This window comes from Janthinobacterium sp. GW822-FHT07H10 (assembly GCF_058798675.1).
Genome location: NZ_JBXAKS010000004.1, coordinates 253,791 through 268,072, shown reverse-complemented (window position 1 = coordinate 268,072; position 14,282 = coordinate 253,791). Strand labels below are relative to the sequence as shown.

The 14,282-nt window shown below is 62.5% G+C and carries 14 protein-coding genes and 1 pseudogene; 9 read left to right on the top strand and 6 right to left on the bottom strand.

Features of this window, described 5'->3' with window-relative positions:
- Positions 1-178 precede the first annotated feature (178 nt).
- Both AC1RDJ_RS11845 and AC1RDJ_RS11840 read left to right on the top strand, forming a co-directional pair.
- Complete coding sequence (locus tag AC1RDJ_RS11845; RefSeq protein ID WP_232250953.1) at positions 179-2,023, top strand: CHASE domain-containing protein; 1,845 nt, start codon at positions 179-181, stop codon at positions 2,021-2,023.
- Between the two features lie 190 nt (positions 2,024-2,213).
- Positions 2,214-2,960 (top strand): glycine-rich domain-containing protein, encoded by a 747-nt coding sequence (locus AC1RDJ_RS11840; protein ID WP_071325012.1) that lies wholly within the window; start codon positions 2,214-2,216, stop codon positions 2,958-2,960.
- Between the two features lie 87 nt (positions 2,961-3,047).
- Here the strand turns inward: AC1RDJ_RS11840 and AC1RDJ_RS11835 are convergent, their stop codons facing one another.
- The 4 genes from AC1RDJ_RS11835 to AC1RDJ_RS11820 all read right to left on the bottom strand — a co-directional run bounded on the left by AC1RDJ_RS11835 (position 3,048) and on the right by AC1RDJ_RS11820 (position 5,278).
- Entirely contained in the window at positions 3,048-3,287 is a 240-nt protein-coding gene (locus AC1RDJ_RS11835; protein WP_029496207.1) for a hypothetical protein, read from the bottom strand.
- 242 nt (positions 3,288-3,529) lie between these two features.
- The gene (locus AC1RDJ_RS11830) at positions 3,530-3,799 is read right to left on the bottom strand and encodes a hypothetical protein (RefSeq protein WP_493027535.1); all 270 of its coding nucleotides are present in this window, start codon (positions 3,797-3,799) and stop codon (positions 3,530-3,532) included.
- A gap of 216 nt (positions 3,800-4,015) precedes the next feature.
- Positions 4,016-4,276 carry a hypothetical protein gene (locus AC1RDJ_RS11825; protein ID WP_071325014.1) on the bottom strand — a complete coding sequence of 87 codons (261 nt, stop codon included), beginning with the start codon at positions 4,274-4,276 and terminating at the stop codon, positions 4,016-4,018.
- Positions 4,277-4,360: 84 nt separating this feature from the next.
- On the bottom strand, positions 4,361-5,278 hold the full coding sequence (locus AC1RDJ_RS11820) for an SDR family oxidoreductase (RefSeq protein ID WP_493027534.1): 918 nt from the start codon (positions 5,276-5,278) through the stop codon (positions 4,361-4,363).
- Positions 5,279-5,290: 12 nt separating this feature from the next.
- Between AC1RDJ_RS11820 and AC1RDJ_RS11815 the strand changes: the two genes are divergently transcribed.
- The 5 genes and pseudogenes from AC1RDJ_RS11815 (at position 5,291) to AC1RDJ_RS11795 (ending at position 10,246) form a co-directional block, all read left to right on the top strand.
- Complete coding sequence (locus tag AC1RDJ_RS11815) at positions 5,291-6,316, top strand: CDP-6-deoxy-delta-3,4-glucoseen reductase (protein ID WP_289888414.1); 1,026 nt, start codon at positions 5,291-5,293, stop codon at positions 6,314-6,316.
- 91 nt (positions 6,317-6,407) lie between these two features.
- A pseudogene (locus tag AC1RDJ_RS11810) lies at positions 6,408-7,683 on the top strand (MFS transporter).
- Between the two features lie 38 nt (positions 7,684-7,721).
- Positions 7,722-8,387 (top strand): DUF1345 domain-containing protein, encoded by a 666-nt coding sequence (locus tag AC1RDJ_RS11805; RefSeq protein ID WP_071325018.1) that lies wholly within the window; start codon positions 7,722-7,724, stop codon positions 8,385-8,387.
- Positions 8,388-8,640: 253 nt separating this feature from the next.
- Positions 8,641-9,018: an HPF/RaiA family ribosome-associated protein gene (locus AC1RDJ_RS11800; RefSeq protein ID WP_071325019.1), complete on the top strand. Its 378-nt coding sequence runs from the start codon at positions 8,641-8,643 to the stop codon at positions 9,016-9,018.
- A 262-nt stretch (positions 9,019-9,280) separates the two neighbouring features.
- A complete protein-coding gene (locus tag AC1RDJ_RS11795) occupies positions 9,281-10,246 on the top strand; it encodes a GGDEF domain-containing protein (protein WP_071326653.1) in 966 nt (321 codons plus the stop codon).
- Positions 10,247-10,298: 52 nt separating this feature from the next.
- Here AC1RDJ_RS11795 and AC1RDJ_RS11790 read toward each other — a convergent pair whose 3' ends face one another.
- Positions 10,299-10,922: a DUF5610 domain-containing protein gene (locus AC1RDJ_RS11790; protein ID WP_493027533.1), complete on the bottom strand. Its 624-nt coding sequence runs from the start codon at positions 10,920-10,922 to the stop codon at positions 10,299-10,301.
- Positions 10,923-11,090: 168 nt separating this feature from the next.
- Between AC1RDJ_RS11790 and sbcB the strand changes: the two genes are divergently transcribed.
- A complete protein-coding gene (gene sbcB, locus AC1RDJ_RS11785) occupies positions 11,091-12,539 on the top strand; it encodes an exodeoxyribonuclease I (protein WP_071325021.1) in 1,449 nt (482 codons plus the stop codon).
- 135 nt (positions 12,540-12,674) lie between these two features.
- Here sbcB and pyrF read toward each other — a convergent pair whose 3' ends face one another.
- Positions 12,675-13,499, bottom strand: a complete 825-nt coding sequence (gene pyrF, locus AC1RDJ_RS11780) for an orotidine-5'-phosphate decarboxylase (RefSeq protein WP_289888408.1) — start codon at positions 13,497-13,499, stop codon at positions 12,675-12,677.
- A 167-nt stretch (positions 13,500-13,666) separates the two neighbouring features.
- Between pyrF and AC1RDJ_RS11775 the strand changes: the two genes are divergently transcribed.
- Complete coding sequence (locus AC1RDJ_RS11775) at positions 13,667-14,281, top strand: LemA family protein (RefSeq protein WP_071325023.1); 615 nt, start codon at positions 13,667-13,669, stop codon at positions 14,279-14,281.
- Position 14,282: the final 1 nt, after the last annotated feature.

Below are 14,282 nucleotides of genomic sequence, written 5' to 3'. Positions count from 1 at the left end.
GGCGGTTTTTTTTCGTTTCAAGCCGATGCTTTACAAGAGAAACATTGCCAGTTGACTACATTAACAATAGTTTTGTATATTGTGCACCTATTGAGCAATTTACAATTGTGCTTGTGCAAGCCAGCAAGGCCACCGCCCCTCAGGCGGCACCCGATTCCACCTCCTGATGCGGATTGCGATGTCCTCTACTGCCGGCGAGCAACAGTTATCCCCTGAAAAAAAACCGCTGTGGCTGCTCGGTTTCATGCTGTCGCTGATGGTAGGCATGCTGTTCTACATGGCCGCCTCGCTGTCGATCGAGAACGATGCCAGCGAACTGTTCAACAATCTGGCGCGCAACGCCAGGCAAAACATCGAATCGCGCGTCAAATCGTATGCCGACCTGCTGCGCGGCGCGGCCAGCCTGTTCCGCGCCAACGAACATGTGAGCCGCGAGCAATTCCACCGCTACGTGGCGAATATGGACTTGAAGCAAAATTTTCCCGGCGTGATGAATCTCAATTACGCCCAGGAAGTGAGCGCGGCGCAATATCCCGCGTTCGAGGCGGCCATGCGGCGCGATTATCCGGCCGGGCGCGATGGCTACCCCGCCTTCGCCATCCACCCGCCCGGGCCGCGCGAACACTATTCCGTGCTCGTGTACATCGAGCCGATCGCCAGCGCCACGGATAAATATGGCTACGACATCTCTGCGCGCCCCCTGATCGCCGAGGCGCTGGCGCAGTCGCGCGACTCCAGTCACATCAGCAATTCCGGCATGCCCGTGCCGATGCAGAGCCGGCCGCAGCTAACGGGCATGGCCATGCGCCTGCCCGTGTACCGCATCGGCATGCCGACCGACACCGTGGAACAGCGGCGCGCGGCCCACCAGGGCTCGGTCGGCATCGGCTACGATCTGGTGACGATGGTGCGCAACACGCTGACCGACATGCCGGTACGCAATGTCCGCCTGACCCTGTTCGATATCGGCCCGCAAGCGCGCACCCCGCTGGACTTGCCGCACGACATGCGCCCCATCTTTGACAGCGCGGCGGGCCTGCACGCGCCCTGGTGGCAGCCTGGCAGCTCAGGCAAGTTTCTGAGCAGCACGATGCTGATCGAGCACAATGGCCGCGTCTGGCAAGCGCTGTTCAGCGTGCGCAAGAACGACTTGTATACACGCTTCGACGCCTTCCTGCCGTGGCTGGCCCTGCTGATCGGCTTTACCAGCGCCATGCTGCTGTACACCTTGTTCCACACGCTGGCCTCGTCGCGCCGGCGCGCCATCCAGATGGCGAACGGCATGACGGAAGAATTGCGGGCCAGCCAGATCCGCTTGCAGCTGTCGCACCAGAAACTGCGCCGCCTGGCGGCCCATGCCGACCAGATCAAGGAAGAGGAGCGCAAGCGCATCGCGCGCGAAATTCACGATGACCTGGGCCAGAACCTGCTGGTGCTGCGCATCGACGCCGACATGCTGGCCTCGCGCACGCAGCGGCGCCACCCGCGCCTGAACGCCCGCGCCCGCTCTACCCTGGATCAGATCGACGTCACCATCAAGAGCGTGCGCCAGATCATCAACGACTTGCGCCCTACCGTACTCGACCTGGGCGTGAATGCGGCCGTCGAATGGCAGGTGGCGCAGTTCCGCCTGCGCACGGGCATCGCCTGTGAAGTAAGCGAGAGCCATGACGACATTTGCCTGAGCGACCAGTGCGCGACGGCGCTGTTCCGCATCCTGCAAGAATCGCTGAGCAACATTTCCCAGCACGCCAATGCCAGCCGCGTGCAAGTCAAGCTGGAGAAATGCCGCGACACGGTGTCGATGAGCATCAGCGACAACGGCGTGGGCGCGGCCATCGACGGACGCAACAAGCTGGGCTCGTTTGGCCTGGTCGGCATCGAGGAACGCATCAAGCTGCTGGGCGGCACCTTCTATATCGAGAGCAGTCCCGGCGCCGGCATGAGCGTGCATGTCAGCGTGCCGCTGAGCGCCGATGCCACCCGCTTCCCCTACCAGGAAGAAAGCCGGGCCAACGCCTGAGGGATGCGGCGCACTTCAAGCAAGCTCAGCTTGCATATTTTGTAATTAGATGCAATATTGACGTAGAACAACTCACAGCGCCTGCCCGCCATGGGCCAGGCATTCCTCTGCCACTAGCCAGGAGTTCACACCGCCAGCCTCTCCGTTTCTTCGCCGTACTTTCCCCAACACTGTTTATCAAAGGACATTCATGGATACGAACGACAGTTTCAAGGCAATTGCCGATTTGAATTTGGACGCGATCAAGGTCAAGCTGATGCACCGGGAATCCGGCGAGGGATGGAGCCTGGACAAGGCCAATGCGGTGGAGTTCGAGTATCGCCGCTTCCTCATCCTCATGAAGCAGTTCCCGCAGGAAGAAACGGCGCCGCTGATGGATGTCGACACCTTCTGGCACTATCATATTCTCGACACGCTGAAATATGCGGCCGATTGCCAGCAAGTCTTTGGCTACTTCCTGCACCATTTCCCCTACATCGGCCTGCGCGGCGAAGACGACGAAGCGGCGCACCACCGCGTGGGCGAGCGCATGAAACAGTTGTACGAGCAGACATTCGGCGAAGATTACATCCGTGCAGAGACGGCATATTCGGGACGCGCCGTGCAGGCGGCGTTTTCCAGTGCGGCAGTACAGGCGACGGCATTTTCCAGCGCGGCGGTACAGGCGACCGCATACTCGGGCCGGGCCGTGCAAACGGCATTTTCCAGCGCAGCCGTGCAGGCGACGGCATATTCGGGACGGGCCGTGCAAACGGCGTTTTCCAGTGCAGCGGTACAAGCGACGGCGTATTCGGGCCGCGCTACCGGTGCCGCGCAAACCGCTTTTTCCAGCGCGCCCGGCAAACTGGCCGCAGCGCTGGTCGAGTCATCCCCGACTGGCCTGGAAACAGGGCGCTTCTATACAGATCGTCCGACTCTGAGCCCGGACACGCAATAGAAAACCGGAAGACAGGTATGGCTGCCGCACGCGGCAAGCTTGACTAACGCAGACGGCACCTCTCAGTTTGCCGTCTGTCAGGCGCTCTTAGGCAGCCATCAACTCGCGCAGCTCACGAATGCTGAAATCGCTGATTTCATGCATGCGGATGAGGATCGTGGCGCCGATCGGCAAGGTGTTGTGACGAATCTTGCTGATAACGGGTGGCGCCACTTCCAGTGCTCGCGACAGGGCGGCATCATTTTTCAGCTGCAGCTTGTCGATGATCGCATCGAGGACGCGATTCGGGTTGTAGGTAGGCAAAGAGGTAATTTGTTTGAGAGACATAATCGAAAATCCGTACTTGTTGTATTAATGCAAAAAGAAACCGAATGTCGCTTTTGCAATAATTCAGGGTAAACACACTAAAAAGCGCCATCACTTATGCGGTTTTTATTCCGCAAACAATATAATACACGCTATTGTTGATTTTTGCGTAACTTAAAGCAAAATTGTGATAATTGAAGAGAATTGACGCACTTGGAATGTGCTAGAGGATAACTCAAAATGGAAAAATTTGCTGCAAGTCATCAATTTTTACGATGAGCAACACCGCTATGCATGAACCAGGCTATGGCCATGAGGGTGCTCAGGCGGGCCATGTCGGCCGATAAATGCCAGCCGCGCGCGGCCACGCCGGCCGGCGTCATGCCCAGGCCGGCGCCCGTCCTGGCATCCACGCGGCACCAGGCCAGTTGCCGGCGGATTTCATCGGGTGGCGGAGGCGGCTGCCGCGCGTGTTCGCGGCGGCGCATGTAGGCACGCACTTGCTCCTTGCTGGGATGACTCGTCTGATGCATCAGCTGCTCCCGTCGCGCCGGCGCGTGACCGGCCAGCGCGATGAATTGCGGTAAGAACCATGCCGACACGGCACATGTGACGACATCGCCCACCATATCGCCACGCCGCCCTGACACGTTTGCGCTGCATCAAAGTCCGGCCCCCCCGGTATTGCGCCGGGGCGCCGCGGCTTCAGGCCAGCGGCGGCCTGAGGAGCGGTCGCCGCTGGCCTGCCGTCATTTCTTCTGCTGGCGTACCCGCTGCTGCTGCTTTTCCTGCGTTTGCTGGCGGTTCTGCTTGCGCTCGAACAGGGTCACCGCATCCTTCTTTGCCTGCTCCACGGTGCGCATTTCCTCATGTGCATCGTGCGGCACGAAAAATTCGGCATCCTGCGCTGCCACGACCAGCTTGATGGCGGCCTCGTCATCGAGGTCATACAGTTCCGTCAGGACGGTGGTGACCTCGTCCAGGTATTCTTCGTAAGTGAGGGTGGTCATGCTGTATTCCTTTAGTAGATGGCGCGCGTCAGGCCCGGCGCGCGGCGCGCCGGTCAGTGCAAAATGCGAAAATAACCGGCCATTTTAACTGATGCCGGCCTTGCCGTCCGACATCGATTGCAAGGCATCGGCCACGCGCGGGTAGCGCAGGCGCACGCCCAGCTCGCGCTTCATGCGGCGATTGTCCATGCGGCGCGACTCGGACATGAACGACAGCAACATCGGCGTGACCGCTTGCTGCAGCGCCGCCCGGGGCAGGCGCGGCGGGCGCGGCAGGCCGAAGGTATCGGCCACGGCATCGAAATATTCCGCCATTTTCAGTTCGCTGTCATCGCTGGCGTGATACATGCGCCCCGGCCTGCCCCGCCACAGGGCCCGCTCGATGATGCGCGCCAGGTCGTCGGCGTGGATATGGTTGGTGTACACGTCATCGGCCTCGGCCAGCGCCGGCGTGCCTTCACGCAAGCGTTTCAGGGGCAAGCGGTCGTCCGCATAAATGCCGGGCACGCGCAGGATGGCGACGCTGGCGCCGCGGCGCGCGCCCCAGGCCCGCAAGACCTGCTCCGCATCGACGCGCCGCTTCGCGCGCGCATTGGCCGGCGCCACGGGCCGCGTTTCCGCCACCGTGGCGCCGCCGCAGTCGCCATACACGCCGCTGGTGCTCACATACACCATCCGCGCATGCTCGGGTAAAATGGCGGCCAGATTCCGCGTGCGCCGGTCCAGCAAGCCGGACGACAGGGGCGGCGCCAGGTGCACCACCATGGATGCCAGCCCCGCCAGCCGTTGCAGGCTGGCGCGGTCGTCGAGGTTGGCCACGATGGGCACGGCGCCGGCCTCACGGAGCTGCGCACAGCGCCCCGGCTGGCTGGTGACGGCAAAGACGCGAAAGCGCGCGCGCAGCAAGGGCAACAGCCGCATGCCGACGTCGCCACAGCCCAGTATCAGCAGGCGCGGCAGCCCCACCGGCTTGCGCAAAGAATGCATTAACATATTTTTCATCTCAAGGATTGTATGACTTTTCAAGTTACTGTTCAGCCCAGCGGCCACCAATTCAGCTGCGAGGCGGACGAAACCGTGCTGGCGGCGGCGATCCGCGCCGGCGTGGGCTTGCCCTATGGCTGTAAAAACGGCGCCTGCGGCTCCTGCAAGGGCAAGGTTGTCGCCGGCAGCGTACAGCACAAGGCGCACCAGCAGCGCGCCCTGACGCCGGAAGAAGAAGCGGCCGGCTTTTCCCTGTTCTGCTGCGCCACCACGCAAGCCGACCTCGTCATCGAGGCGCGCGAAGTGGCCGGCAGCAGCGACTATCCGATCAAGAAGATGCCGTCGCGCGTGACGACGATCGAGAAAGTGGCGCCCGACGTCGTCGTGCTGACCCTGCAGCTGCCGGCCAGCGAGCGCCTGCAGTACCGCGCCGGACAGTATATCGAATTCATGCTGCGCGACGGCAAGCGCCGCTCGTACAGCATGGCCAGCGCACCGAGCGACGGCGGCCCCGTGACCCTGCACATCCGCCATATCCCGGGCGGCCTGTTCACCGACCAGGTGTTTACCACGCTGAAGGAACGCGACATCCTGCGCTTCGAAGGGCCGATGGGCACCTTCTTCCTGCGCGACGACTCCGACAAGCCCGTCGTGCTGCTGGCCTCGGGCACGGGCTTCGCCCCGCTGAAAGCCATCGTCGAGCACATGATCCATGCACAGTCGACGCGCCCGATCACCCTGTACTGGGGCGGCCGCCGTCCGCACGACCTGTACATGGATGCGCTGTGCCGCCAGTGGGCCGCCGACTTGCCGCAGTTCACGTATGTGCCCGTCGTCTCGGAAGCCTTGCCGGAAGACGCATGGAGCGGCCGCACGGGCTTCGTGCACCAGGCCGTCATCGCCGACTTGCCCGACCTGTCCGGCCACCAGGTATATGCGTGCGGCGCACCCGTGATGGTCGATTCGGCCAAGCGCGATTTCGTGCAGCAATGCGGCCTGCCCGACGACGAGTTCTACGCGGACGCCTTCACCACCGAAGCCGACCTGGCCAAGTAGGCAGCCACCGTCCAGACAGCGGGGCGCTGCTGGTGCGGCGCCCCGCCGCCGCCACGCCGCCCCTGCCACCCCGCTGTTCCCTGGAAATATCATGTCTCTCGCCTCCGCCGGCAACGGCTTCAGTATCTTGCGCCACCGCAACTTCGCCTGCTACCTGTCGGCCCGCGTACTGGGCACGGTGGCCGTGCAGATGCAAAGCGTGGCCATCGGCTGGCAGGTGTATCAGATCACGGGCAGCCTGTTCGACCTGGGACTGATCGGCCTGGCGCAGTTCGCGCCCTTCCTTGTGCTGATCTTGCCCGCCGGCCACGTGGCCGACCGCTACAACCGCCGCAACATCATCGCCTGGTGCCTGGCGGCGCAGCTGGCGTGCGCGCTGGCCCTGCTGGCGTTCACCGTCAGCGGCCTCGCCATCGTCTGGCCCGTGTTTGCCGTGCTGGTGCTGTTCGGCAGCGCGCGCGCCTTCATGATGCCGGCCACGCAAGCCGTGCTGGTGAACATGGTGCCGACGCAGCACTTCAGCCGCGCCCTGGCACTCAGCTCCTCGAGTTCGCACGTGGCCATCATCCTCGGCCCCACCCTGGGCGGCCTGCTGTACTACTTCGGCCCCAAGGTGGTGTACCTGATCTCGTCCGCACTGCTGGTCGCGTCCGTCCTGCTGATGCACGCCACCACGCCGGCGCCGCAACTGGTGAAACGCGAACCCGTCAGCTGGCACACCCTGCTCGAAGGCTTGCGCTTCGTCTGGTCGAAACCGATCGTGCTGGGCGCCATCTCGCTCGACCTGTTCGCCGTGCTGTTCGGCGGCGCCACGGCCCTGCTGCCGGCGCTCGCGCACGACGTGCTGCATATCGGCCCCAGCGGCCTGGGCCTGCTGCGCACGGCGCCCGGCGCCGGCGCGGCCCTGTGCTCGATCGCGCTGGCCTGCTTCCCCATCACGCGCCGGGTCGGCGCCTGGATGTTCGGCGGCGTGGCCGTGTTCGGCCTGGGCACCCTGGTGCTGGGCAGCACCAGCTATTTCCCGCTGGCCCTGGTGGCGCTGTTCCTGATGGGCGCCGGCGACATGGTCAGCGTCTACATCCGCCACCTGCTGGTGCAGTTCGAGACGCCCGACGAGATACGCGGCCGTGTCAGCGCCGTGAATGCCGTCTTCATTGGCGCCTCGAACGAACTGGGCGAGTTCGAATCGGGCCTGACGGCCGGCTGGTTCGGTCTCGTGCGCGCCGTCCTCTTCGGCGGCGCCGCCACCCTGGCCGTGAGTGACGGGCGTGTGGGCCGTGCTGTTCCCCGTGCTGTCGCGCATGGACCGCTTCCCCCACCACGAGAAGGAGGCGGCCTCCAGGGCGGCCACCGCGACCACGACTTAAGGGCTAAGATGCGCTATCGCCACTGAGGTCACCGCGCCATGAAAATCACGCTTCCGTTTCACAGCTTCATCCGCAGCCGTCCGCACCTGAGCCTGGCCACCGCCATCGGCGTGGCGGCCGGCCTGCTGCTGCCGGCGTCATGGCAACAGATGACGCGACTGCTGACGGCCTGGAACGTGGCCGTCTGGTTCTACCTGGCGACCATGGCCTGGATGATGATGCGTGCCAACCATCACAAGGTCAAGGCCATGGCGCAGCGCCAGGATGAACGGGCCGCCACGGTCCTGTCGGCCCTGTCCGTCGCTTCCGTGATGAGCCTGGCAGCCATCATCTCGCAGCTGTCGTCCATGAAGGACATGGCCGCCGATGAGCGGGCCCTGCACTACGCGCTCACCATCCTGACCCTGGTCGGCTCGTGGTTCCTCGTCGGCACCCTGTTCTGCTTTCACTATGCGCACCTGTTTTACCAGGCCGACCCCGCACTGCGCCCCCTGAAATTCCCCGACGACGAGCCCGACCCCGATTACTGGGACTTCCTGTATTTCTCGTTCACCATCGCCGTGGCCGTGCAAACGTCGGACGTGTCCGTGCAGACGCGCATGATGCGGCAAATCGTGCTGGGACAATCCGTGCTGAGCTTTTTCTTCAACCTGGTCGTGCTGGGCCTGTCCATCAATATCGCTGCCGGCCTGATTAACGGCTGAAGACGGCGTCAGGGCGCGACTGGCGCTGGGCCGCAAAAAATTCCTTGAGGAAACTTGATCTGGCTGTAGGGTTAAGCCCATCTTAATCGTGCAAACCCCTTGAAATTGTAGAAACTGGAGTAAGATAAGTTACATACACGAGGTCATGTGTATGAGGCAAGAACCAGGCGCCGACGCGCCCTGGCAGCAAGCAGCACCGCTGCCGTGCATGGCGCCTGAGATGGGTTTTTTTTGAATTGACAGGAGTAAGCATATGCAAATCAATATTCATACCGACAGCACCATCGCCAACACCGCTGGACTGAACGAACATGTGCAATCCGTACTGGAAGCCGCACTGAACCGCTTCCGCGACAACCTGACCCGCATCGAAGTCCACCTCAGCGATACGAACGGCCCGAAAGGCGGCGCGGACGATATCCGCTGCGTCATGGAAGCACGCGTTGCCGGCTACCAACCAATTGCCGTCACTGAACAAAACGCCACCGTGCACCAAGCCGTTGCCGGCGCCACCGACAAACTGAAACGCGCCATCGATAGCGCCCTGGGCCGCCTGCAAGACAGCAAGCGCCACGCCACCGGCAAGAATGCCGTGATCGATACGACGGAAGTCGAAGAAGCGGCCGAGTAATTCCCCACCCGCAGTTTTGCCAGAGACCAAGGCAGCCGTTCAAGGCTGCCTTTGCACATCGGGTGCACCGTTTCGCCAGCGGCAACAACGCTATCAAAACCACAAGCATTTCAGCTTATTAACGCGACAATGAAATAATTGTCGTATTTCTCACAGTAAGTGACCTCAAGCAAGCCTTTGCCGTTACGGCCGGGGCAGCTTTACGCTATCATGAAGATACCGGCACGTTGCTCGCGGGCGCCGGCTTTTTGAAAGTGTGATTGTGGAACAGATCGGCAACTTTGGTGCTTCAGGCTGCAACATCGGCGATTTACAGCTATTTCGCGATGGGGCGGACAGCCGGACGACCGCCATGCTGGCCCCCTGCCCCGTCATGCGCCTCGAAGCGGGCGAAGCCATTACCGACACGCGCGGCGCCAGCCTGTACATCGTCCTGCGCGGCTCGCTGGCCGTGGCCGCCGACACCCATACGGGCATGGATGACGGCACCGTCAGCAAGGTCTTGCCCGGCGAAAGCGTGGGCGAACAATCGGTGCTCGACGAAGCGAGCAACCTGGCCGCTATTTCCGCACTGGAAGAAACCGACTTGCTGGTGATCGACGCGGCCATCGTCTGGGAATTGATCGAGCAGTCGAACGGCCTGGCGCGCAACCTGCTGCGCCTGCTGTCCTTCCGCATCCGCGCCGCCAACGCCCTGCTGCGCCGCCGGCAGAAACTGGGCGAATTCTACCGCCAGCTATCGATGGTCGACAGCCTGACGGGCCTGTACAACCGCGCCTGGCTGACGGACCTGCTGCCGAATATGATCGTCACGGCCCACGGCAGCGGCGCGCCGCTGTCGCTGATCATGATCGACCTCGACCATTTCAAGCGCTTCAACGACACGCACGGCCACCAGGCGGGCGACCAGGCCCTGCGCATCGCCGCGCAAGTGCTGGGCGCGGCCCTGCGGCCGACGGATTTTGCCGTGCGCTACGGCGGCGAGGAATTGATGGTAATCTTGCCCGATACCAATGAAAACGTGGCCCTGCGCGTGGCCCAGCGCCTGTGCGAACGCATGCAGCAAGCCATCATCTTCAACGACATGCGCAGCCCGCTGCCGCACATCACGGGCTCGTTCGGCGTGGCCAGCCTGGCCCGGGAGCAGGACGACCATGGCCTGATCGCGGCGGCCGATGCGGCCCTGTACCGTGCCAAGGCGGCTGGCCGCAATAGAGTAAGCACCTGATGCAGCGTCCATGGCGCCTGCACATGTTCTCGGGCGCCTGACGTCAATCGTCTCAGGCCGCCTTGCTGTCGGCCGGCTTGGCCGGTGCGGCGGCGTCATCCTTCTTGCTGCCGTGCGCGGCGATGAAGTCCGCATAGCCCTTCTGCACCAGCGCATAGGTCTTGTCGATATTGCTGGCGATATCGCCGCCGAGCACCTTCAAGCCCTCGAGGATGTCGCGCGCCTCCTTGAAGCCTTTTTCCATGCCGCCACTGATGGTGTCCATGAACTTGCTCAGGGCGGCATCGTCGTCCAGCTCGGGATTCTGCTTTTTGAATGCGTCAAAAAACCCCGTCGACAGCGATACAATACGGCTCGCCGTCGCTTCGGCGCTATTGTCCTGCGAGGCCGCGTTCTGGATCGCATCGTCGCCGTACTGTCCCTGCAACGCTTCATTGATGCTGGTGATGGCCGATTTGTAGACCAGCGCCAGCGGATCGTTCTGCGCGCCGATCGACACGTTCAGCGATGCCTGCATGATGGATGCGTTCAATTGCAGCTTCGTACGGTCGTTAACGCTCATTTCCGTCTTGCTGGCGTCCTTTTGCTGGACTTTATCGTCCTTGCCGGCAACGCCAGTACTGATGGAACTCACGGAAGCGGCGGAATTGCCGCCTGCGGCGATGGGAATTGACACGATAGGCCTCCTTGAACGGGCAATGTATGACACCATGCGAAAACCGCAACGGTGACTATCCTCTCGTGTAGTATCGGCAGGTTTTCAGAAAACTGTAGCGATGACGCCTTGAGCGGCCCGGACAAAACATTCAGCAACCCATCAGCACACGATAAGCAACGACCATCAATGACTAAGCAGACTTTCCTTTGGCACGACTACGAAACCTTTGGCGTCCAGCCGCGCCGCGACCGCCCGGCCCAGTTCGCCGCTATCCGCACGGATGCCGAACTCAACGAGATCGGCGAACCCATCATGCTGTATTGCCAGCCTGCCAATGATTTCCTGCCCGACCCACAGTCGTGCCTGATCACGGGCATCACGCCGCAGCAATGCCTGCAACTGGGCGTGCCCGAGCACCAGTTCGCCGCCACCATCGAAGCGGCTTTTTCCGAGCCGGGCACCATCGGCGTGGGCTACAACACCATCCGTTTCGACGATGAAGTGACGCGTTTCCTGTTCTGGCGCAACCTGATCGACCCGTATGCGCGCGAATGGAAGAACCATTGCGGCCGCTGGGACATCCTCGACGTCGTGCGCATGACGCACGCGCTGCGCCCGGAAGGCATCGAATGGCCAAAGCGCGACGATGGCCAGACCAGCTTCAAGCTGGAACACCTGAGCAAGGCCAATGGCCTCGTCCACGAAGCGGCGCATGATGCGCTATCGGACGTGCGCGCCACCATCGCCCTGGCGCGCCTGATCAGGGAAAAACAGCCGAAACTGTTCGAATTCTGCCTGGCCCTGCACAAGAAGGACAAGGTCGCCAGCGAAATGGGCATGCACCTGGCCGCCAGCGAGCGCCAGCCCTTCCTGCACGTGTCGGGCATGTTCCCGGCCGAACGGGGCTGTTTGGGCGTCGTCTGGCCGCTGGCCACGCATCCGAGCAACAAAAATGAAATCCTCGTGTGGGATTGCCAGTACGACCCGCGCGAACTGTTCAGCCTGGATGCGGACACCATCCGCACGCGCCTGTTTACGCGCAAGGACGCCATGCCCGAAGGCATGACGCGCCTGCCCGTGAAAAGCGTACACCTGAACAAGTCGCCCATGCTGGTCGGTAATTTGAAGACCCTGTCGCCTGCCATGGCCGCGCAATGGGGCATCGACGTGGACGCCGCGAAGATCAACGCGCAATTCGCCGCCACGGCGCCGAACATGGACGCCATCTGGGCCGAAGTGTTCCAGCGTCCGGGAGCGAATACCGCGCTGGACGTGGATGAAGATTTGTACAATGGTTTCGTCAGCAACGACGACCGCCGCCTGCTCGAGTCGCTGCGCCGCGAAACGCCGGCCAAGCTGGCCACGGCACGTCCCTCGTTTGCCGACGAGCGCCTGCAGGAACTGCTGTTCCGCTACCGCGCCCGCAATTTCCCGCACACCCTGAGCGAAGCGGAAAGCCTGCGCTGGGAACAGCACCGGGCCGCCCGCCTGTTCGACGGCGACGGCGGCGCCCGCACCATCGAAATGCTGTTTACGGAAATCGACGTACTGTCGGAATCCGTGGATGAGCGGGGGGAGGAAATTCTGGGAGAGTTGTACGACTATGCGGAGATGGTCGCGCCCATGCGCGACTGAAACCCGGGCAGGTCGGATTAGCGAAGCGTAATCCGACAAGTGCCGACGACGACCCATGTCGGCTTACGCCATGCGACTAAGCCGAGCTACCAATCAAAAATGCCGGGCTAGCCCGGCATTTTTTATGGATGCAACTTAAACCGAACGATGGGCATTGATCGCATCGCGCGTTTCAATCGCCACGCGGCGCGCCGCATCGGCGAAGTCTTCGCCAGCCTGCGGCGTGGCGTAGATGATGGCGCGCGAGGAGCTGATCATCATGCCCATGCCATTGGCCGTCTGGCCCGCGCCGACGGTGGCGGCGATGTCGCCGCCCTGGGCGCCGATGCCGGGCACCAATAAAGGCATGTCGCCGACGATGGCGCGCACCTGTGCCAGTTCCTCCGGGAAGGTGGCGCCGACGACGAGCGCGCACTGGCCGTTCTTGTTCCATTTCTCGGCCACCAGGCGCGCCACGCGCTGGTACAGCGGCACGCCGTCCGTATCGAGGAATTGCAAGTCCGAGCCGCCCGGGTTCGAGGTGCGGCACAGGATGATCACGCCGCGGTCGCTCCACGCCAGGTAGGGGTCGAGCGAATCCTCGCCCATGTAGGGGTTCACGGTGACGGCGTCGGCGCCGTAGCGCTCGAACGCTTCGCGCGCGTATTGCGTGGCCGTGGCGCCGATGTCGCCCCGTTTCGCGTCGAGGATCAGCGGGATGTGCGGGTAATTCTCGCGCACGTAGCGGCAAATGTCTTCCAGCTGTTTTTCCGCGCCCAGCGCGCCGAAATACGCGATCTGCGGCTTGAAGGCGCAGGCCAGGTCGGCCGTGGCATCGATGATGCGCGTGCAAAAGGTCGTGATTCCATCGGGCAAGTCGCGCAATTCGGCCGGCAGCTTCGCCAGGTCGGGGTCCAGTCCCACGCACAGCAGGGAATTATTGGCCGTCCACGCGGCGGATAATTTATTGATGAAATTCACGGCACACCTTCTCTATATTCAGTTGCAAACCCCGTATTGTAACGCGGCGCGGGCTTGCCACGGCAGTCCGCGCCCGCGCCGAAGCGGTCTGGAGCGCTTATTAAACCAACATCTTGTGCCGTTTCAGGTATATTTGCCTCACCTCCCCTTTACGCACGGAACCCATCATGCAAATCACCAATCAATTCACCAAATGGCTGCGCCTGGCGCTGAGCGTCACCGTCCTGGCCGGCGTCCTGACGGGCTGCGGCTACAACGACTTCCAGAGCAAGGACGAGGCAACCAAGGCCGCCTGGGGCGAAGTGGTCAACCAGTACCAGCGCCGCGCCGACCTGATCCCCAACCTGGTGAACACCGTCAAGGGCTATGCTACGCACGAACGGGAAACGCTGGAAGCGGTGACCAAGGCGCGCGCCGCCGCCACCAGTTTCCAGATCACGCCGGAAGTGCTGAATGACCCGGCCGCGTTTGAAAAGTTCCAGCAAGTGCAGGGGCAACTGTCGTCTGCCCTGTCGCGCCTGATGGTGGTGTCCGAGAAATACCCGGACTTGAAGGCCGACACCAGCTTCCGCGACTTGCAGTCGCAGCTGGAAGGCACGGAAAACCGCATCACCGTGGCGCGCCAGCGTTACATTACCGCCGTGCAAGACTACAACGTGCATGCGCGCAGCTTCCCGAACAACCTGACGGCCATGGTCTTCGGCTACAAGGTCAAGCCATCGTTCACGGTGGAAAATGAGAAGGCCATCTCGACCGCGCCAACCGTCGATTTCGGCAAATAAG